Here is a 20,575-nt window from a genome sequence, read left to right on the forward strand (position 1 = left end):
GCTGCCATGACCCGCCAGACGCTGAAACACTCGCTGCTGGTGCAACTGGCCGTTATCTACACCCGGTACCTGGTGGGGGGCGCGTTCGTGTTTGCCAGTTTGATTAAAATCAAAGGGCACCGCTTCACGCAGATGGAAGGCACGGTGGCCGGCCACAACCCCGGGTATTTCTTCGAGATGATGTACCAGTCGGGGCTGTACTGGCAGTTTATTGGGGTGGCGCAGTGCGGGGCGGGCCTGCTGCTGCTCACGCAGCGCTACGCCTTGCTGGGGGCGCTGGCCTACGTGAGCATCATGGCCAACATCTTCGTTATCACCATTTCCTACGACTTCGCGGGCACGCCCGTCATCACCGGGCTCATGCTGCTGGCGGGCCTGCTGCTGGCCTGGGACTGGAACCGCCTGCGCGTGGTGATGAACCTGCCGGCCGTGGCCGAAACCACGTCGCCGCTATTCGAGAGCCGGCTGTGGGAGCTGGTGGGGGCGGTGCTATTCGCCTTCACGGCCACATACCGGGCGCTCACGGACAGGTACAACCTGCTGCTGTGGCTGGGGATTTGCGTGCTGGTGGGCGCGGTGGGGCTGCTGGTGGCGTGGCGGCGGTACCGGAAAGCGGGGTTCGTTTCGCGATAGGGATTTGCTCGGCCAGAAGCGGCGCGGCGCGCAGCCTGACGGATAATTGTGCCCCAACGAAACCCAAGCGGCCCTTCTGCGTGTTAAATTCGGACCCGCAACCCTAGCGGCGGCCGTTTCGCATCCATGACCAACAAAGAAATCAAAGCCCTTATCTCGCTGCTCGACGACCCGGAAATCGCGCCGCAAATCCAGGATAAAATCCAGAACCTGGGCGAGAGCATCATTCCCTTTCTGGAGGAGTCGTGGGAGGAAACCCTCGACGGCCAGCAGCAGCACCGGCTGGAGGATTTGATTCACCACCTGCAGTTTGAGGGCCTGCAGCAGCGGCTTAAAGTATGGCGCGAAGCCGGAGCCACCGACCTGCTCGAAGGCATGTGGCTGCTGAATACCTACCAATACCCCGACGCCGACTACCAGGCCCTGAACCGGGCCATCGAGCAGCTCCGCTTTGAGACCTGGACGGCCCTGCGCCCCGAGATGCACCCCGCCGACCAGGTCCAGACCCTGAACTACGTGATGTTCAAAACGCACAAGTTTGCGGCCAACACCCAGCATTTTCACTCGCCGGCCAATTCCATGCTGCAGCGCGTGATTGAAACCAAGCGTGGCAACCCGCTCACGCTCTGCGTCATTTACCTGCTAGTGGCCCAGCGGCTGGATTTGCCGGTTTTTGGGGTGAACCTGCCCAACTTATTCGTGCTCACCTTTCGGCCCGCGCTGCCGGGGGCCGAGCCGTTCTACATCAACTGCTACAACCGCGGCCTGGTGCTTTCGCGCACCGACATCGAGCACTACGTGGCGCAACTCAACATCAATTCCAACCCTATTTTTTTTGAGCCCTGCGCGCATCTCGACATCGTGCGGCGCGCCATGCGCAACCTGCAAATGAGCTTCGAGCGCCTGCAGGAACCGTTGAAAGCGGCGGAGGTAGCGTTGCTGCTGAGTATTTTGGAGTAGGGAATGGTTCGCGTCTAAAACGGTCATGCCTCGGCTGCGCGGACGCCAGCTGAGCATGACGTTTCCGGCTGACTGACGACCTGTGCCGCGTTTTGTGTTGCAGAAACAGCGGTTTGTGTAGCGCCAGCCGCTTGGGCAAACCAGACCTTTGTGAGATACTGCGAGTTCAGTAGCCGAAGCATCTCCGTTTCGGCACCAATCCTTTTCCCGATGGCTCTCACCGATTTCCGCACCTTGGGCCGCTCCGGCCTGGTCGTTAGCCCGCTGGCGCTGGGCACCATGACGTTTGGCACCCCACGCTGGGGTTCGGGCGACGACGTATCCGAGGCCGTTTTTAATGCTTATGTTGATGCCGGCGGCAATTTCGTGGATGCTGCCGACGTGTACTCGGGCGGCCGGAGCGAGGAAATGCTGGGCGGCTACATTGCCGGCCGCCAATTGCGCGACCAAATGGTGCTGGCCACCAAGTTCAGCTTCGGCGGGCAGGCCGGCAACCCTAACGTGGGCGGCAACGGCCGCAAAAACATCCATCGCGCCCTGGAAGGCTCGCTGCGCCGCCTCCAAACCGACTATGTCGACCTGTACTGGCTGCATGCCTACGACGGCGTGACGCCCGTGGAAGAAGTGCTGCAAACCCTCGGCGACCTCGTGCGGGCCGGCCGCATCCGCTACTTCGGCTTCAGCAACGTGCCGGCCTGGTACGCCACCAAGGCTGCCACGCTGGCCGCCGCCCACGGCGTGCCCGGCCCCGTGGCCCTGCAAATGGAATACTCGCTGGTGGCCCGCTCCATCGAGCGCGAGCACGTGCCGGCCGCCTTGGAAATGGGACTGGGCATTACGCCGTGGAGCCCGCTGGCGGCCGGTTTCCTGGCCGGCAAGTACGAGCGGGAGGGCAGCGGGGCCAGTGGCGAAGGCCGCCTGACTGGCCCGAACCCGTTCAGCAACATGAAATTCACCGACCACAACTGGCGCGTGCTCGACGCCCTCCGGCCGGTGGCGGCCGAGCTGAAACGCCCGCTGGCGCAGGTGGCCCTGGCGTGGGCGGCGGCCCAGCCCGGCATCAGCTCGCTGATTGTGGGGGCCAGCCAGGTGGCGCAGCTGCACGACAGCCTAGCGGCGCTCGAAATCCGACTCAGCCCCGCGCAGCTGCAAACGCTGGATGATGCCAGCGTCCTGGACCCGTTTCAGGACCGGGTGTGGCCCATGCTGAAGCGCGCCGTGTTTGGCGGCGGCAGCGTGCAGGGCTGGTAATAGCCGCGTTTTGTGTTGTAGAAACGGGGTTTTGTGTAGTCTCGTCGGGGCGGGTTCGTCGGACCTTTGAGGTATCAAAACCCCATTAAAATCAGCAGCATCATGACGAATGAAATCAAACGCGTAGCCCTCGGTAGCCAGGGCCTGGAAGTTCCCGTGGAGGGCCTGGGCTGCATGGGCATGACGGCCGGCATCGACGGCATGAGCGTGTACGGGGAGGCCGACGAAACCGAGAGCCGGGCCACCCTGCACCGCGCCCTGGAGCTGGGCATCAACCTACTCGACACCGCCGACCTCTACGGCCCCATGCTGAACGAGCGGCTGGTGGCCAAGGTGCTGCCCGGCCGCCGGGCCGACATTATTCTGGCCACCAAATTCGGCTTCGAGGTGAACGACGACGAGAAGTTCACCGGCCGGCTCAACGGCCGGCCCGAATATGCCCGCAAGTCCATCGAACGCTCGCTGCGCAACCTGGGCACCGATTACGTCGACCTCTACTACCTGCACCGTCTCGACCCTGAAACCCCCATCGAGGACAGCGTGGGCATGATGAGCCGCTTCGTGGAAGAAGGCAAAGTGCGCTACCTGGGTTTGAGCGAGGTGTCGCCCGAAATCCTGCGCCGGGCGCACGCCGTGCACCCCATCACGGCCCTGCAAACCGAGTATTCGCTCTTCGATAGGGGCGTAGAGGAAACCGGGGCCCTGCAAGCGGCCCGCGAGCTGGGCATTGGCTTTGTGGGCTATTCGCCATTGGGTCGGGGCTTTTTATCGGGCGACATTAAAACCCCCGACGACTTCGAGCCCAACGACTCGCGCCGCTTTTTCCCGCGCTACCAAGGCGAAAACTTCTATCAAAACCTGGCCCTGGTGGAGAAGCTGCAAGCCCTGGCCGAGACCAAAGGCGTAACGGCCGCGCAGCTGGCCCTGGCCTGGGTGCTGGCGCAGGGCGTAGTGGCCATCCCCGGCACCAAGCGCCGCCAGTATCTGGAGCAGAACGTGGCCGCCGCCAGCATTCCGCTGAGCCCGACGGAGCTGGCCGATTTGGAAGCCATTATGCCGGTGGGCAGCTCGGTGGGCGCGGCGTACCCGGCGGGGTTTTAGGCGGCAGGCCCGCAGAACGATTGAATGAGAACGTCATGCTTATCTGACTGCTGCGGCGAAATAGCCGCTAAGTTTGCCAGGTACCAACGGCTCACCCACCAACCCCTTCGACCCATGCCCGACTTCGTAGGCTGCCGCACCCTGGAAATAGTGGATGCCGCCCTGGGCCTGACCTTTCCGCTGCTCGTGTTGTACCCGACCAGCGCGCCCGACCAACCCGAATCCATTGGCCCCTACACGCTCGATGTCGCCCTCGATGCGCCCATCGAGCCCGGCCCGTTGCCAATGGTGCTGATTTCGCACGGCACCGGCGGCTCGCCGCTCACGCACCGTTTGCTGGCGCATTTTCTGGCCCGCAGCGGCTTTGTGGTGGGCCTGCCCCGGCACCACGCCAATCACCGCGACGATAATTCCTGGCACAACACGCCCGCCAACCTCGTGGCCCGGCCGCGCCACCTCACGCTGGCTATTGACGCGCTGCTGGCGGAATTCGGGGCGGTGCTGCGGCCCGATTGGGTGGCGCTGGTTGGGCACTCGCTGGGCGGCTACTCGGCCCTGGCGCTGGCCGGCGGGCAGCCCGGCTCGCTCCCGCACGAGCACTCGGACGGGACGCCGCAACCCATCCCCACCACGCTCGATGCGCGGGTGCGGGCTCTGGTGCTGCTGGCCCCGGCCACCGTCTGGTACCGGGCGGCAGAAGCGTTGCGCAACGTGCGGGTGCCCATTCTGCTGCTGATGGGTGAAAAGGACGAATGGACACCCGATTTCCACGCCCAAATTGTGCTAAACGGGGTGGCCGACCGGCGACTTATCACCCACCGCATCGTCGAAAATGCCGGCCACTATTCCTTTTTGAGTCCGTTTTCGGCGGCGCGGACGAGCCCGGCGTTTCCGCCCTCGCAGGACCCGCCGGGGTTCGACCGTATGCAGTTTCAGGAGGAATTGCAGGCGGAGGTTCGGCAGTTTCTGTTGCAGCAATTGCCGCTTGCCGCCGCTAGGTAGCAGCAGGTAACCTGTCATCCTGAGCCTGCCAAGGACCTTCTCACGCCTATGCCGTTAGAAATACTGCAAGCTGTCTTACCGTGGTAAGGTCCTTCGCAGGCTCAGGATGACAGCAGGAAAAAATAAACTTATGAAACAGCCAGCCGCCGAAATCCGCGTACTCGAAACCGTGACGGATTATACCCGCTTCTGCGGGCTGCCCGCGCCGGCCCACCCACTGCTCACCGTCATCGACCTGGAGCAGACCCGCGGCAACGTGCTGCCTGAAAAGCTGACGCCCCTGGTGCAGCAGTTCTACACCGTTTGGGTCAAGAAAAACCTGAAGGGCAAGGTGCACTACGGCCATCAGTCCTACGATTTTGGGGAGGGTGTAATGGGCTTCCAGGCCCCCGGACAGGTTTTTGCCATCGATGCCACGCTGGATATTTCTCAAATCAGCGGCTGGATGGTGCTTTTCCATCCCGACTTGCTGCGCAAGTACCCGCTGGGCCAGAAAATCGCCGGCTATGGCTTCTTTTCCTACGCCGTGCACGAGGCCCTGCACCTCTCGGCGCAGGAAGAAAGTGCCCTGGATGGTCTGCTGGATACTATTCGGGCCGAGTACGGGCGGCCCATCGACGCCTTCAGCCAGGACGTGCTGGTGTCGCAGCTCGACGTGCTGCTCAACTACGCCAACCGCTTTTACCACCGCCAGTTCCTCACCCGCCGCAGCCCCGAGCACGACCTGCTCAGCCGTTTCGAAGCGCAGCTGACCAGCTACTTCGCCATCGACAACGAGCAGCCCCTGCCCACGGTGCAGCACTTCGCCGATGCCCTGCACGTGTCGCCCGCCTACCTCAGCGACATGTTGCGCACCCTCACCGGCCAAACCACCCAGCAGCACCTCCACCACGCCCTCATCGAAAAAGCCAAGCGCCTGCTGCTCAACACTTCGCTCACCATCAACGAAACCGCTTTTCAGCTGGGGTTCGAGTATCCGCAGTATTTCACGCGCCTCTTCAAAAGCAAAACGGGGCTCACGCCGGCGGCCTTTCGGTTTTCGGCGCAGTGAGCGTCAGTCGAGAGGAGGGAGCCTTGTGTCATTGCGAGCGGAACGAAGAGGAGCACGGCACCCGAAGGACAGCCGGTAATTTACCGCTTAATCAAACAGCCGGCGGCGCGCTTGTCGGCCACGCCGGCTGGCCGGCCGGCCAGCACGTTGTCCAGCACCTGCTTCAGGTAGGCCTGCTGCACGCTGCCGGCCACCTGCGGATTATCGTCGATGGCCCCGCGGTAGCGGACAGCGAAGCCGTTGCCGGCGGGCTCGAGTACCACGGCCTCAGCGGTTTTTGTCACGCCAAGCAGGCCAGCAACCTGCTGGCTGGCATCGGTGAGGGTGGGCAGCTCCACTTCGCCGGGGGCGGCGGTGCCGGGCGCGTCGAGGTTGATGGGTACGTTGATGAACAGAAACTGCACGCCCCGGCCCCGGTAGGCACTGCTGAGCGAGGCCAGCCGCTCTTGGTAGAGGCGCGAAAAGGCGCAGGCGGGGTTCAGAAACACCACCACCACCGCCTTATCCTTGGCGTAGCTTTTCAAGGCCACGTCGGCGTTGGCGGCGGTTTTTAGGGTGAAATCAGAAACGGTGCCGCCGCCCTGGGCGCGGGCCACGCCCACGGCGAGGGTTACGGCCAGCAGGGCCACGGCGGTGAGAATAGAAATTCGACGAAAAGACATGGTGGTAAAGTAAAGCAAAACGGCGCGGCCCAACGGGGGCGCAGCTACCCGGCGGGTTCGTGGCAGTAGGTGAGCACGTAACCCGGGGCGGGTTGGGTATAGCAAATGCGGTGCCGGGTCTGGCCCCCGTCCAGCACTAACGTAGCGGGGATTTCGCCGGATGTCTGCGGCCGGAATTCGTGCAGCAGCAGCTGTTGGCGGAAGATAATGCCACGCCGGGCCGCCAGCTTGTAGAGGGCCTCTTTGGCACTCCAGAGCAGGGTATAGTGGGCATCGGCATCCGTATGGACGGTAGCGGTGCGGGCGTGGTGCCACTCGTCGTCGGCCAGAAATTTTCCGGCCAGCCGCTGGGCTTTGTCCCGGATGAATTCGATGTCGACCCCCGCCCGGCCGTCCCGGGCGAGCACGGCCGCCGCCCACTCGCCCGAATGCGACAGCGATAACACCGTATCGGCGGGCGCGCCGGCCAGCCAGGGGCGGCCGGTGGCATCGTTGCGCACGACGGTTTGGGTAGGAAGCAGCGTGGGGAATTCGCCAAACAGGGCGTGGGCTAATCGGCGGCCGGCCAGCCATTGCGCCTGCCGTTTTGTATCGGGGGTGGCGGGCAACAGCGCTTGGTATTCTGCTGAGTTGGGCAGCTCGGCCCACAGAGCTTCGGGCGTTTCGGTGAGGTGCCAGAGGCCCAGCACGGCGGTAGGGGAGAGGCGCTGGAGGGAGTGCAGGGGCATGGCGGGAGGTGGAAGCGGAAATAGTAAAGAACGTCATGCTGAACGCAGTGAAGCATCGCTACCGCAACAAGTAATTTGATTAGTTACTGCGGTAGAGATGCTTCACTGCGTTCAGCATGACGTTCTTTTTTTAACCGGCAACCCCGGGGCGGCTACCTTTGCGGCCCCCGTTATGTCCGAAATCTTCCGCCCTGCCATTACCCGAATCGCCACCCTTGCCGGCCACCGCGACGCCGTGTACGCCCTCACGGGCGGCCCCGGCAGCCGCGTTTTCTCCGGTAGTGCCGACGGCATGGTGGTGGGCTGGGATGCCGCCGAGCCCACCCGCGATGGTGAGCTGCTGGCCCGCGTGCAAAACTCGGTATACGCCCTGCGCCACCTGCCGGCGCTGGATTTGCTGGTGCTGGGGCATAATTTCCAGGGTATTCAGGCCATCGATTTACAGCATAAAACGCTGGCCCACGCCACGGCCCTGCCGCCAGTGGCCATTTTTGAAATCGTGTTTTCGGCCAGCCGGCAGCGGCTCTACGCGGGCCTGGCCGATGGCACGCTGGCCGTGCTGAGCGTGCCCGATTTTCGGCTGGAAAAGCTGCTGCGCATCACCGACAAAAGCCTGCGCACGCTGGTGCTGCACGAGGGCCGCGGCGAGCTAGTCATCGGCAGCTCCGACCACCTGACCCGCGTGCTGGACCTGGACTCGCTCGAAACCAAATTTACGCTCGCCGAAAGCACCAATTCGGTGTTCTCGGTGGCCTTTTCGCCCGATGGCGCGCACCTGCTCACGGCCGGCCGCGATGCCCAGATTCGGCGCTGGGACGTGGCCGCCGGCTACCAGCTGGCCGATACCGTGCCGGCCCACATGTACACCATCAATCACCTGGCCTTTAGCCCCGATGGCCGCTACCTGGCCTCGTGCAGCCTCGACAAAAGCATCAAGCTCTGGGACGCGGCCACGCTCACGCTGCTGCGCGTGCTCGACCGGGCCCGCGCCGCCGGCCACGGCACGTCGGTGAACCGGCTGGTTTGGCCGGGCACCGAAAACCGGCTAGTTTCGTGTAGCGACGACCGTAGCCTGGCCGTTTGGCAATTAACAGTTAGCAATTAACAGTGAACAGTTAGCAGAAAATCTGCTTGATGCACGCACGTTATCGCCCAATCCGTTAATTGTTCACTGATAACTGCTCACTGAAAAAATGAAACTTACTGCCCTCGATATCCGCCAGAAAACGTTTGAAAAATCCTTTCGGGGGATTGATAAAGACGAAGTGCAGGCGTTTTTAACTACCGTTTCGCAGCAGTGGGAACGCATGGGCGACGAAAACCGGGAGCTGCGCCTCAAGCTCGAACACGCCCAGCAGGACGTGCAGAAGATGCGCGAAGTGGAAAGCAGCCTCTACCGCACCCTGAAGACCGCCGAAGACACTGGCAACAACATTACGGAGCAAGCGCAGCGCGAAGCCGACTTGCGCGTTCGCGAAGCCCAGCTGCAAGCCGAGAACATTCTGAATGAAGCCCGCCAGCGCGCCCGCGAAGTGGTGGATGGCGCGTATCAGCAGGCCGAAAAAACCGTGGCCGACATGCAGCGCGAAGTCGGCGGCCTGGGCCAGGAGTGCCAGCGCCTGGAGCAACAGCTCGACGGCCTCGTGCGCGACCTGCACCACCTGGCATCGGATGCGCTGGATAAGGTGGAAAAAGCCCGCAACCGGCCCAAGGGCGGTACGGCGGCCATCCTTTCGCGCGCTGCCCGCGTACAGGTAGTACGGCCCAAAGAACTGGCCGCCGAACCCACGCCCGAAACTCCTTCTGCCATGCAGGTAACTACCTCCTCCGCTGTTTCATCGGCCGCCGCCGTGGCCGCCGCCACGCCCACTTCGTTTGCGCCCACGTCGTTTGGCCGCGCCGAAGAATCCCTGGAGCGCGCCGCCCAGACCACCGGCTACAACCCCAAGCCCGGCCAGCAGCCCGACCCCGGGGCACCCGCCGAGGCCCCGCGCCCCGATATTGAGCGACCCTACGCGCCCGCCGAAAACCCCGGCATTTCGCCCGCCCCGCACATCGACCCGCCCGCGCCCTCGCAGGTGCCCGAGCCCAACCCGCCCTACGTGCAGCCCACTGCGCCCGACATTCAGCCCGTGGGCCCCAGCCACCCCGAAATCAATCAGCCCTCGCCCGTGACGCACCCCGGCCAGCCGGGCATGACCACCGCTACTGCCCCGGCTCCGACCGAAGCCGCCGTAGCGGAGAAGTCGTTCTTCGATGAAATCTAGACCGCGGATTTATCGGATTTATCGGATTTGTCAAATTCGGTAGTCGACACAAGATTGGAAAGCCTGCCCCTGGGGTGGGCTTTCTTTGTTTATGGGGTCACCTTTGCAGGGCCGCTTCGTTGGCACGGCCAGGGTTTCAGGGCCTTGCTGCGACCTGAACGGCACTCACAAACCCATCATTCACCAATTCATCCACTCACCACATGGGCCAAATCGCACTCGAAGGGCTGGAGTTTTTCGCCTTCCACGGCTACTATGACGAAGAGCAGAAAATCGGCAATAAATACGGCGTCGACCTCTTCATTAAAACCGATTTGCTGGCCGCCGGCGAGTCCGATAAGCTCCAGCAAACCGTGAACTACGAAGTGCTGTACCGCCTCGTGGCTGAGGAAATGCGCGCCCCCGCCCGACTGCTCGAGCACGTGGCCCACCGGGTGCTCGACCGCATCACGGCCGAGTTGCCGCACGTGCGGAAGGTGAGAATCAGCGTCAGCAAATTCAATCCGCCGCTGGGCGGCATCTGCCACCGCGCCCGCGTGACGCTGGTGAAGCGCCGCGAGCAGCAGTAGCGGGTGGACGCTGTAGAGCCGCAACCCTCAGGAGCTTGTTCTGAGCGATACAGATTGAAAAATTTAATATCCTGTAATACAGGTTATTAAATTTTTTCTGGAGCTTATACGAAATATTTCGTAGCTATTCCTTGCAACTACGAAGGCATTCGTATAATCTTTGTCTTATTCTACGAAACAATTCGTAGTAACCTCGTATCTTTCGTTATGAGTAAGGCACCGCCCCCCAAACCTACGGATTCCGAGCTGGAAATCCTGCACGTGCTCTGGCAGCACGGCCCCGCTACCGTGCGGGCCATCAACGACCACCTCAGCCAGCGTCGGCAGGCGGAGGTGGGCTACACCACCACGCTCAAGATTTTGCAGCTGATGCTGGAGAAGGCGCTGGTGCGGCGCGACGATGCCGACCGCAGCCACGTTTACCGGGCCGCCGTGCGCGAGCAGGAAACCCAGGGCCTGCTCCTCGATAAGTTCGTGGACGCCACCTTCGGCGGCTCGGCTATGAAGCTGGTGATGCAGGCTTTGGGCAGCCGGCCAACCTCGGCCGACGAGCTGGCGCAAATTCGCCGCCTCCTGAACGACATTGAAATTCAGAATTCCACTCCTAATTCCGACGACGATGACCACGCTTGAGCAATTCGTTTCGCCCGCCCTGACGCGGGCGCTGGGCTGGACGCTGCTGCACTCGCTGTGGCAGGGTGCGCTAGTGGCGGCCGTACTGGCCGGGGTGCTGCTGCTGCTGCGCCGGCAGCGGGCCGAGGTGCGCTACGCGGCCTCGGCCGGGGCGCTGGGCGTGGTAGTGGCGCTGGCCGGCATCACATTCGGGCTCTATTTCAATTCGAGCCCGGCGCGAAGCGTACTGCTGAGCCCCGGCCCGGTTAAAACCCAACGGATGGTGCCGGTGAAGCAACCCACGACACTGGTGTCGGGTGGTTTGGCCGCTTTCAAAGCGTCGGGAAAAGCGGGGAGAGCAGCCGGTAATTCCGCGCCCGTGCACCAGGTGTCGGTCATTATCGCCAGCCCACCGGTGGCGGTGGCCACACCTAACTGGCTGGTTACCGGCCTGCGGTATTTCGATAATTACCTGCCGCTGCTGGTGGTGGCCTGGTTGCTGGGCCTGCTGGCCATGAGCCTGCGCATGTTGGGCGGCCTGCTGTACGTGCAGCGGCTGCGGCGCTACCGGGTGCGCCCACTGAGCGCCGTGTGGCAGGCGCGGCTGGCCGCGCTGGCCGCCCGCAGCGGCGTGCGGCGGCCGGTGCAGCTGCTGGAGTCGGCGCTGGTGCAAGTGCCCCTGGTAGTGGGCCATTTGCGCCCCGTGATTCTGCTGCCGCTGGGCACGGTGGCGGGCTTGTCGCCGGCTTATCTGGAAGCGGTTCTGGCGCATGAGCTGGCCCACGTGCTGCGCCGCGACTACCTCGTGAACCTGCTGCAAACCGTGGCCGAAGTGCTGTTCTTCTACCACCCGGCCGTATGGTTTGTGGCTGGCTGCGTGCGCACCGAACGCGAAAACTGCTGCGACGATACTGCCACGGCCCTCGTGGGCGGCGACCCGCTCCGGCTGGCCCGCGCCCTCACCGCCCTGGCCGAGTGGAGCCAGAGTGCCGTGGTGGCCCCGGCCCCGCGCCTGGCTCTGGCCGCCTTCAACCGGCCCGGGGCCCTGCTGCTGCGGGTGCGCCGCCTGGTGCAGCGGCGCCCCGCCGCCCCCACGCTGGCCGAAAGCCTGCTGGCCGGCGCGCTGGTGCTGGGCGGGCTGGGCCTGCTGGGCAGCAGCGTGGTGCTGGCCGGCCCGCTGGCCAATAATAACCACACGGCTGTGCTGGCCGCGTTCGACTGGCAAACCGGCCCGCCGCCGGCAAAAGCGGCTGGCACCGCCGATACCAATAAGCGGGCCGCCCGCGTGGCACCCGTTGCCCCTGTGGCCCCTGTGGCACCCGTTGCCCCTGTGGCACCCGTTGCCCCCGTGGCACCCGAAGCCGCTGCCGCCCCGGCCCCGCCAGCCGAGGTAAGCCGTGAGGTGGTGATAGAACACCGTGCATCGGGGGAGTACGGTACTAAATATGGCCCTGGCGATGGCCGCCCCGGCCCGCGCCGCATCATCATCAATGGCCGCGAAATGGCTCCGCCGCCTTTCCAGGGCAATCCCGGTACGGTGGTGATTACGAAGGATAAAAAGGGCCGCCTCACCGACCTCGTGGTGAATGGCCAGCGTGTAGAAACGGCGGGCGGCAAAGGTAAAAAAGGCAAGGGCCAGCAGGTCGAAGTGGTGCAGGTTGCGCCTTTTGGTGGGGCCGATGCACGTAACTTCTCCTACCGCTTCGATAATCGTGAGCTGGACCCACTGGTGCGCCGCGAGCTGGAAAACGGTATTCAGCGCAATATTGAGCGTAACGTGCAGCGCGATATTAACCGCGACATCGTGCGCAACCGCGATTTTCAGTTCAACTTTCCCGATTTTGGCGAGCAGCTTGATAAGTCGTTTAGAAAAGTACCGGGTGGGGCGCTCAGCCGAGCGTACGGCCTGAGAAACCTTGATAACGGCGGCTCGGACCCTGAAAGTCGCCGCGCGACCCTTGATGCCTTGCGCGGTGCGGAGCGCGGCTTGCGCACCGCTGCTACTGCAAAGGGCCTCGGCACCGAGCAGCGCAGGGAAATCAATAAGGAGTTGGAGAAAGTGCGCGCTCAAATAAAAAAAATCGAAAGCATACCTGTAACGGGCCCGCAACAGCGGCTAAGCGGCGGTATGAACATGAATAGTGACCTGCGCGAACAAGAAAAAAACCTGCGCGAGCAAGGGCAGCAGCTGCGCGAGTACCAGCGTGAAATGCAGGCCCGCCAACGGGAGTTTCAAGAGCATATGCGCGAGTCGGAGCAGGAGCTGCGTGACCAGGACCGAGCCGACCATGACCAGGACCAGGCCGACCGCGACCGCGACCGCACCGAAGCGCTGGTGGACCAGATGCAGAAAGACGGCCTGCTGAAAGACCTCAACAACTACCAAATCAAGCTCACGGCTCGTAATCTGATGATTAATGGCAAGGAGCAGCCGTCGAAGGTGTTTCAGAAGTACCTGAAGCTGTATGAACGCACCACCGGCCGGCAGCTGCAAGGCAACAATGCGATGGTGATAACCCGCAACAGCGACAGCAGTACCATCATCAACGGCAATGGCCCCACGCCGCCCCGCCCGCCGCGTGCCCCGCGCGGCCCGCTTACCCCGCTCTTTGCCCCGGCTCCGCCGGTTCCACCCATGCTGGACCTGCCCGCGCCACCCCGCCCGCCGCGCCTCAACGCCGACGAGCTGCGCCGCGAGCTGCGCAAGGACGGCGCGCTGGGGGCCGATGACAAGAACCTGCAGTTCCAGCTTAACGCTTCGGGGCTGACGGTGAACGGCAAGAAGCAGTCCGATGAGCTGGCGGCCAAGTACCGCAAAATGACTGGCCACACCGACGACAAAAGCTTCAACGTAACGATTTCGACCCAGGAAGACTAGCCCGGGAAAAGCCGCAACGCCAGGCCGGTTTTCTGCGAGAGAAGCCGGCCTTTTTGCGGACTTGTGCTGCCGGCCCACGAAAAAATAGTACCGGGCTGTAACGGAACGCCGCGCGACCGGTACCCTTATCCAACGCCTCGCCCGGGCGGCCAAGGCCGCCACCCCGACAGTAAACAAACTGTGAATTCTGGTCCGCCGCAAGCAACTATTGGCCGTTGGCCTGCATCTCTTGGCACCTTCGAAGGTCCTTTCGCTCGAATTACATGTATCGTTCTTTACTTATTTGTTGGTTGATATGCCTGGCGGGCCTGGCTCACGCTCAGACGCCGGCCGCCACTCCCCCCGCTACGCAGCTCAACCTGGCCAAGCCCGCGCCCAAGCGTCAGCTCCAGGCCATCCGCATCAGCACCGCGCCCAAGATGGACGGTGTACTCGACGAAGCCGTGTGGCAAACGGCCCCTGTGGCCACCGATTTTTACGAGCTGGAGCCCACGCCGGGCCCCATCGAAAAGCATAAAACCGAAGTGCGCGTGCTGTATGATGACGCGGCGCTCTACATCGGCGCCGTGATGCACGACGTGTCGGCGGACTCGATTCTGCACCAGCTCAGCGAGCGCGACGATTTTGGCAACACCGACTTTTTTGGCGTGTTCATCGACACCTACAACGACCACCTCAACGGCTACGATTTTTTGGTGAGCTCGGGCGGGGTGCAGCGCGACGCGCGCATTTCGCCCACCAACGGCGAGGACGGGGCCTGGAACGCCGTGTGGGAGTCGCGCACCGTGATAAGCGGCACCGACTGGGTGGCCGAGCTGCGCATCCCGTTTTCGGCCATCCGCTTCAGCTCAGCGGCCGAGCAGGTGTGGGGCATCAACTTTGCCCGCCAGCGGCGCAGCTCGCGGCAGCAGTTTTTCTGGAATGAAATCCGGCCCCAGGTCGACGGCTTCGTGAACCAGTGGGGCGAGCTCACGGGCCTGCGCAACCTCAAGCCGCCGCTGCGCCTTTCGCTCACGCCCTACGTGAGCACCTACCTGAACCACTACCCCTATAACGTGGCCGGCCAGCGCAACGCCAGCACCAGCTTCAACGGCGGGGCCGACGTGAAGTGGGGCATCAACGAGAGCTTTACGCTGGATGCCACGCTGGTGCCCGATTTTGGGCAGGTGCAGAGCGACAACCAGGTGCTCAACTTGTCGCCGTTTGAAGTGCAGTACAACGAGAACCGGGGCTTTTTTACGGAAGGTACCGAGCTGTTCAACAAGGGCGGCTTGTTTTACTCGCGCCGGGTGGGGGCGCAGCCCATCGGCTTTTACGACGTGAATAATCAGCTGCGTCAGAGCGCGAAAGACCGCGCCGGCAACCAGCACCCGGTGGAGTTCGTGGTGCAGAACCCCGGCATCACCCGCCTGCTGAACGCCACCAAGGTGTCGGGCCGCACGGCTTCGGGGTTGGGCGTGGGTATTTTTAATGCCGTGAGCAACAACGTGTACGCCACGGTGCAGGACAGTACCAGCGGCACCCGGCGCGACGTGCTGACCCAGCCGTTCACGAACTACAACATCGTGGTGCTCGACCAGAGCCTGAAAAATAATTCCTACGTGAGCCTGGTGAACACCAACGTGACCCGGGCCGGCAGCACCTACGACGCCAACGTGACCGGCGGCCTGTTTCGCTTCGCCAACAAGGCCAACAGCTACGCCGTGGATGGCCGCTTGGTGTACTCGCGCCGCCGGGGCCAGGCCTTCGGCACAACCGACCAAATCAACGACCAGGACGGCTACAAATACTACCTGAACTTCGGCAAAATCTCGGGTAAATTCACCTGGAGCGTCGACCACGGCATCGAGTCGCACACCTACAACCCCAACGACTTGGGCCTGCTCTTCGCCAACAACAGCATCTCGCAGTCGGCCAACGTGGGCTACAGCATCTACCAGCCTTTCTGGAAGCTCAACCGCCTGAACTCCTACGCCGGCATCAACTACTCGCTGCTGGAGCAGCCCCGGCTGTACCAGGATGCCGGCTTTTACGCCGGGCTAAACACCACTTTTTCCAAGAGTTTTCTCTCGCTGCGATTCAACGTTGATGCCTCGCCGGTTACCCACGACTACTTCGACCCGCGCCGCGCGCCGCTGGGCCGCTACTACGTGCGCAAGCCGGGTAATTTTGGGTTAAACGGCTACTTTTCGTCGGACTACCGCAAGAAATTTGCCTGGGATTTTGGCTACGGAGCCCGGTTCTTCGCGGCCGACGGCGAGCGCACCGGCCGCTATACCTACACCATCAACCTGGGCCCGCGATACCGCGTGAACGACAAGCTGAGCTTCGTGTATTCGCTGGGATTCAATCACATAATCAAGCAGATTGGCTTTGCCGGCGAACTGGGCCGCACCGACTCGCTCGACGCGCCCACGGCCCGGCACTTTGGTGGCTTCCTAGCCGACGGCCGCACCGTGGACCCGCTGGTGGGCCGCCGCGACGTGGCCACCATCACCAACACGGCCACCGCTACCTACACCTTCACCAACCGCATGTCGTTCAACATCCGCCTGCGGCACTACGTGAGCAACGTGCACTACCGCGACTACGCGCAACTGCACCCCGACGGCCTGGAAACCCCCGAGCCCGCCTACCAGCGCAACCGCGACAATACGTTCAACGCCTTCAACATCGACGGCGTGTACTCGTGGTGGTTCGCGCCGGGCTCGCAAATCAGCGTGGTCTGGAAAAACGCCAGCGCTTCGTTCTTCCAGGCCAACCAGGCCACCCCCCTCTACTTCGATAACCTGAGCAACACCATCAACACGCCGCACAACAACAACGTGTCCATCAAGCTGCTCTATTACCTCGACTACCTGGCCCTGCGGCCGCGCAGGGGGTAGGAGCGGGGCAATAGTGAAACGTGCCGTCATGCCTCGGCTACGCTCGGCATGACGTTTTTTACGCCCCCGCCTACGCCTACGCCTACGCCCCCGCGGGCAGCTGCCGCTGGAAGTGCAGCTGTAGAATGTTGTCGATTTTCTCCTTGGTGAGGGGCTTGCTCACCAGGCCGGCGATGTTGAGCTCTTCGAGGCGGCTCAGGTCGCGGGCGTCCATGGTGGTGGTGAGCATGATGATGACCGTAGCCCGGTGTTGGGCCCGGGGCAGCCGGCGGTAGGCTTCCAGAAACTCGATGCCGCCCATGCCGGGCATGTTCACGTCGAGCAGGATGAGGGCGGGCTCGTCGGGGCCGGCCGCGTTTTCGATGATATCGAGCGCCCGGGTCCCATCCTCGGCCGTGAACAGGTGGTCGGTTACGCCGAGCTGCTGAAACAGGAGCTCGTTCAAAAAATTATTGGTTGTGTCGTCGTCAACCAGCAGCACGCTCGAAATCTTTTCCATGGAGTATCAGTAATAAAAGCCTGCCTAAGCGGGCAGCGTAACGGTAAAAGTGGTGCCCTCGCCCACCTGGCTGTGCACCGCGATGGTGCCGCCGGCATTCTCAATCAGGCGCTTCACCATAAACAGGCCCACGCCCGAGCCCTCGACGTGGGTGTGCAGCCGGCGGAACATGCCGAAGAGCTGGCCCTGTTGCGCTTCGCTCAGGCCCAGGCCATTGTCCTGCACTTCCAGCGCCAGCTGGCTGGGTGTGCACCGGGCGCGCAGCTGCACCAGCGGGGCGCGGTCGGCGTGCCGGTACTTCACGGCGTTGCTCAGCAGGTTGTACACCACCGAGCGCAGGGTTTTGGGAGCCACGCGCACGGCCTCGCAGCCGTCGACGGCGACCGTCAGGCGGGCCTGGGCGCTTTCGATGAGCGGGCCCAGGTCCAGCTGCACGCCCTGGATGAGGGCCCGCAGGTTCACGGTTTCGATGGCTTCGGGCTGTTGCAGTTGGGAAATGTCGGTGAGGTGGCCAATGGTTTGCTGGAAGCGTTCGACTGAATCCTGTATCAGGTCGAGCAGGCGGGTTATCATGCCCTGCTGCAACACGGCGGCGGGCAGGTCGTGGCGCAGGGCCAGCAGCAGGCCCTCGATGTTGGAAATAGGCGCTTTCAGGTCGTGCGAGGCCGTGTACACGAAGGTGTCCAGGTCGGAATTGGTGCGTAAGAGGCGGTTGTTGGTGTCGTGCAGCTCGGCGTTGGTGGCCTGCATCTCTTCGCCAAAGGCCTGCACCTGCTGGCGGGCCCGCACCTCGTCGGTCACCTCCGTGGCCACGCACACCACGCCCGTAATGGGTCCTTCGGCGTCGAGCAGGGGCTGGTAAACGTAATTGAAATACCGCATGCCGCCGGCCGGGTGGCCCAGGCGCAGCGCCTGTTCCTGGGCCACGAAGGAAACGCCGGTTTGCCGCACGCCGTCGAGCAGCTCCAGTAGGCCCTGCGCCGCCAGCTCCGGCATGACCTCGAAAAAGGGCCGGCCCATCAGCTCCCCGGCGCGACGGCCTAGGATGTCGGCCATCAGCGGGTTCACCACTTCGAAAACGTTGGCCGGGCCCCGGAACACGCAAATGGCCACCGGGGCTTGTTCAAACACTCGTTGCAGCTCGGCTTGCTGGGCTTCGCGCTGCTGGCGGGCCAGCACCTGCTCGGTTACTTCAAAGGCGAACACGGAGATGCCGGCAATCTGCCCGTTTTGGCGGTAGGCCTCGTATACGAACGTGAAATAAGCGACGCGGGCGGGCTGGTCGGCCACGGCGGGCACGGTGAAGGGGTGCTCCACGCCAAAATACGTTTCGCCGGTTTCATACACCCGGTTCATCAGGGCTAGAAAGCCTTGCTCCCGGAGCTCGGGCAGGGCGTCGTTCAGGTCGAGGCCCACCAACTGCCGGTCCCCGAAAAGGTGCTGGTAGGCGGCGTTGACGTACTCGATGCGGTGGTGCGGAGCCCGCAGGAGCTGAATCAGGGCGGGGGCCTGGTCGAAAATAGCGTAGAAGGATTCCCGCTCCTGCAGCTGCTGGCGGGCGCTGGCCAGCAGCTCAGCCTGGAGCGCTTCGGTCTGGCGGCGCACCAGCACCTGCTCCGTCACGTCGTACACCAGGGCCGCCACGCCCACGATGCTGCCCTGCTCGCGGTAGGCCTGGTAGGTGAACGTGACGTAGCGCGGGCTGCCGGGCTGCAGCTCGGCCAGCGGCATTTCGGTCACTATCTCGCTCACGCCGGTCCGGAAAACCCGGTCCAGAAGCTTCACCAGGCCCACCATTTTCACGCGCGGGTACACCTCGGCAATGGTGTGGCCCTGAAGCGTCCCGGCCCATTCCTCGGGCGGAAACAGCTCGGCAAACGCCGGGTTGAAGTAGTCGATGCGGTGGTCGGGCTCGCGCAGCAGCACGATGGCCGCCGGCGTTTGCTCGAATATCTGGAACAGGTCCTGCCGGGCCTGCACCTGGCGCTTGAGCACGCCCATCATGGCCGCTTGCAGGGTGGCGGCCTGTTTGCGGGCCCGCACCCGGTCGGTCACGTCCAGAATAAAGGCCAGGATACCCTGGGGCTGCTGCTGCCCATCCAGCAGGGGCTGGTAGATGAAGTCGATGTAGCGCTGCTCGGGCTGGTGGGTGCCCTGGTCGTGCAGCATTATCAGCGTTTCGGTGCCGATAAACGGCTGGCCGGTGTGATACACCCGGTCGAGCAGGCCCACGAATCCCTGCTCCACCACCTCGGGCAGGAGCTCGGCCACGGTGTGCCCCAGCACGCTGCGGCCCGCCGCCAGGGCCTGGTAGGGCGCGTTGAAGAAGGAATAGCGGTGCTCGGGGCCGCTAAGCGTGGCAATGGCGGCCGGCACCTGGCCCAGAATCTGGCCCAGCAGGGATTGCTGCACGCGGGCCTGCTCGCGCTGCTGCTCAGCTTCGTGCAGGGCAGCCCGAACCTCGGCCGAGCGGGCCGTGACGCGCATTTCCAGCTCGTCGTTCAACTGCTGCATTTGCTGGCGGGCCAGCACCTGCGCGGTTACTTCGTTGGCCACCACCATGACCCCCGTGATGCGGCCGTCGGCCCCGCGCATGGGCTCGTACACGAAGTCCCAGTACACGGTTTCGCGGTGGCCGTTGCGGTCGTGCTGCGCTTCCATCGCGTAAGCCACGTAGGGCACGCCGGTGGTCATCACCTCATCCAGCAGCTCTTCGAAGCCCATGCCGGCCACCTCGGGCAGCGCTTCAAACAACCCCTTGCCGACGATTTGCTTTTGCGTGCGCCCCCACAGGCGGCATACGGTGGGGTTGGCCAGCTCGATGGTGTAATTCGGCCCCCGGTACACGGCAATGGCAATGGCAATGGGAGCCTGCTCGAATACGCGCTCCAGCTCGCCGCGCTGGCGCTCGGCCTCGGCGCGGGCCGCCTGCTCGCGGGCCTGGCTCTCGCGCAGGACGTTTTCTGCCACCGTACGCGAGTAAACGGCGGTATCCAGAAAGCTGATAACCAACTGCTCGCCGTGCCGCCGGGCGGCAACGTGGAAATAATTGTCGAAGCCGTCGGTCTGGTAATTGAAGTCGTATTGCCCCGCCTCGCCCGTTTCACACACGCGCCGGTAAAAATCGAAAATTCCGTTGGTGAACGTATCAGGAAAGTGGGACCGTATGGTGCCGCCGGGGCTTTCGGGCAGGCCCGTCATGCGCTGGGCAGCGGGGTTGAGGTAATCGAGGGCAAAGTCCACCAGCTCACCACCTTCAGCCGCGTAGACTGGGTGTACCAGGTTGATGGCCGTGAGCGAAACATCGAGCACGGCGCGCAGCAAGCCGTCGGCGGCCGGTGCATCGGTAGGCAGGGACGGAGCCGTGAAATCAGGCATATAAAAATGGAAAGTCCGAAGATAGCAGCACCGGACTTACTCCGGGCAGTTAGCATATTCGACTATCAGATGGTAATCAGCAGGCCTTGATGGGCCGGG

16 protein-coding genes are annotated in these 20,575 nt (G+C 63.4%); 12 read left to right on the forward strand and 4 right to left on the reverse strand.

Translation table 11 applies throughout. From position 1 onward, the window contains the following. The first annotated feature begins 6 nt into the window (after positions 1-6). The 6 genes from ABIB44_RS20015 (at position 7) to ABIB44_RS20040 (ending at position 5,998) form a co-directional block, all read left to right on the forward strand. Positions 7-633: a hypothetical protein gene (locus tag ABIB44_RS20015; protein ID WP_354586457.1), complete on the forward strand. Its 627-nt coding sequence runs from the start codon at positions 7-9 to the stop codon at positions 631-633. A gap of 126 nt (positions 634-759) precedes the next feature. Further along, entirely contained in the window at positions 760-1,593 is an 834-nt protein-coding gene (locus tag ABIB44_RS20020) for a transglutaminase-like domain-containing protein (RefSeq protein ID WP_354586458.1), read from the forward strand. Between the two features lie 210 nt (positions 1,594-1,803). Then, positions 1,804-2,844, forward strand: a complete 1,041-nt coding sequence (locus ABIB44_RS20025) for an aldo/keto reductase (RefSeq protein WP_354586459.1) — start codon at positions 1,804-1,806, stop codon at positions 2,842-2,844. Between the two features lie 102 nt (positions 2,845-2,946). Continuing rightward, positions 2,947-3,945 (forward strand): aldo/keto reductase, encoded by a 999-nt coding sequence (locus ABIB44_RS20030; RefSeq protein WP_354586460.1) that lies wholly within the window; start codon positions 2,947-2,949, stop codon positions 3,943-3,945. A 114-nt stretch (positions 3,946-4,059) separates the two neighbouring features. Further along, complete coding sequence (locus ABIB44_RS20035) at positions 4,060-4,947, forward strand: alpha/beta hydrolase family protein (protein WP_354586461.1); 888 nt, start codon at positions 4,060-4,062, stop codon at positions 4,945-4,947. Positions 4,948-5,077: 130 nt separating this feature from the next. Beyond that, entirely contained in the window at positions 5,078-5,998 is a 921-nt protein-coding gene (locus tag ABIB44_RS20040) for a helix-turn-helix domain-containing protein (RefSeq protein WP_354586462.1), read from the forward strand. A gap of 80 nt (positions 5,999-6,078) precedes the next feature. Here ABIB44_RS20040 and ABIB44_RS20045 read toward each other — a convergent pair whose 3' ends face one another. Together ABIB44_RS20045 and ABIB44_RS20050 are read right to left on the reverse strand one after the other, a co-directional pair. Beyond that, positions 6,079-6,660: a redoxin domain-containing protein gene (locus tag ABIB44_RS20045; RefSeq protein WP_354586463.1), complete on the reverse strand. Its 582-nt coding sequence runs from the start codon at positions 6,658-6,660 to the stop codon at positions 6,079-6,081. Between the two features lie 44 nt (positions 6,661-6,704). Beyond that, positions 6,705-7,388, reverse strand: a complete 684-nt coding sequence (locus ABIB44_RS20050; protein WP_354586464.1) for a 4'-phosphopantetheinyl transferase superfamily protein — start codon at positions 7,386-7,388, stop codon at positions 6,705-6,707. A gap of 172 nt (positions 7,389-7,560) precedes the next feature. On the opposite strand from ABIB44_RS20050, the gene ABIB44_RS20055 reads away from it, so the two are divergent. The 6 genes from ABIB44_RS20055 (at position 7,561) to ABIB44_RS20080 (ending at position 16,599) form a co-directional block, all read left to right on the forward strand. After that, positions 7,561-8,493 (forward strand): WD40 repeat domain-containing protein, encoded by a 933-nt coding sequence (locus ABIB44_RS20055; protein ID WP_354586465.1) that lies wholly within the window; start codon positions 7,561-7,563, stop codon positions 8,491-8,493. 88 nt (positions 8,494-8,581) lie between these two features. Continuing rightward, positions 8,582-9,655: a DivIVA domain-containing protein gene (locus tag ABIB44_RS20060; protein ID WP_354586466.1), complete on the forward strand. Its 1,074-nt coding sequence runs from the start codon at positions 8,582-8,584 to the stop codon at positions 9,653-9,655. Positions 9,656-9,858: 203 nt separating this feature from the next. Beyond that, positions 9,859-10,224 carry a dihydroneopterin aldolase gene (folB, locus tag ABIB44_RS20065; RefSeq protein WP_354586467.1) on the forward strand — a complete coding sequence of 122 codons (366 nt, stop codon included), beginning with the start codon at positions 9,859-9,861 and terminating at the stop codon, positions 10,222-10,224. A gap of 207 nt (positions 10,225-10,431) precedes the next feature. Then, the gene (locus ABIB44_RS20070) at positions 10,432-10,857 is read left to right on the forward strand and encodes a BlaI/MecI/CopY family transcriptional regulator (protein ID WP_354586468.1); all 426 of its coding nucleotides are present in this window, start codon (positions 10,432-10,434) and stop codon (positions 10,855-10,857) included. Further along, a complete protein-coding gene (locus ABIB44_RS20075; protein WP_354586469.1) occupies positions 10,844-13,714 on the forward strand; it encodes a M56 family metallopeptidase in 2,871 nt (956 codons plus the stop codon). The genes ABIB44_RS20070 and ABIB44_RS20075 overlap by 14 nt, the downstream gene beginning before the upstream one ends. A gap of 263 nt (positions 13,715-13,977) precedes the next feature. Next, on the forward strand, positions 13,978-16,599 hold the full coding sequence (locus ABIB44_RS20080) for a DUF5916 domain-containing protein (protein ID WP_354586470.1): 2,622 nt from the start codon (positions 13,978-13,980) through the stop codon (positions 16,597-16,599). An 82-nt stretch (positions 16,600-16,681) separates the two neighbouring features. Here ABIB44_RS20080 and ABIB44_RS20085 read toward each other — a convergent pair whose 3' ends face one another. Then, the gene (locus tag ABIB44_RS20085) at positions 16,682-17,098 is read right to left on the reverse strand and encodes a response regulator (protein ID WP_354586471.1); all 417 of its coding nucleotides are present in this window, start codon (positions 17,096-17,098) and stop codon (positions 16,682-16,684) included. Between the two features lie 24 nt (positions 17,099-17,122). Further along, entirely contained in the window at positions 17,123-20,476 is a 3,354-nt protein-coding gene (locus ABIB44_RS20090; protein WP_354586472.1) for a PAS domain-containing sensor histidine kinase, read from the reverse strand. Between the last annotated feature and the right edge of the window lie 99 nt (positions 20,477-20,575).

It is taken from the genome of Hymenobacter sp. UYCo722 (assembly GCF_040547115.1).
In the GTDB taxonomy this organism is placed as follows: Bacteria; Bacteroidota; Bacteroidia; order Cytophagales; family Hymenobacteraceae; genus Hymenobacter.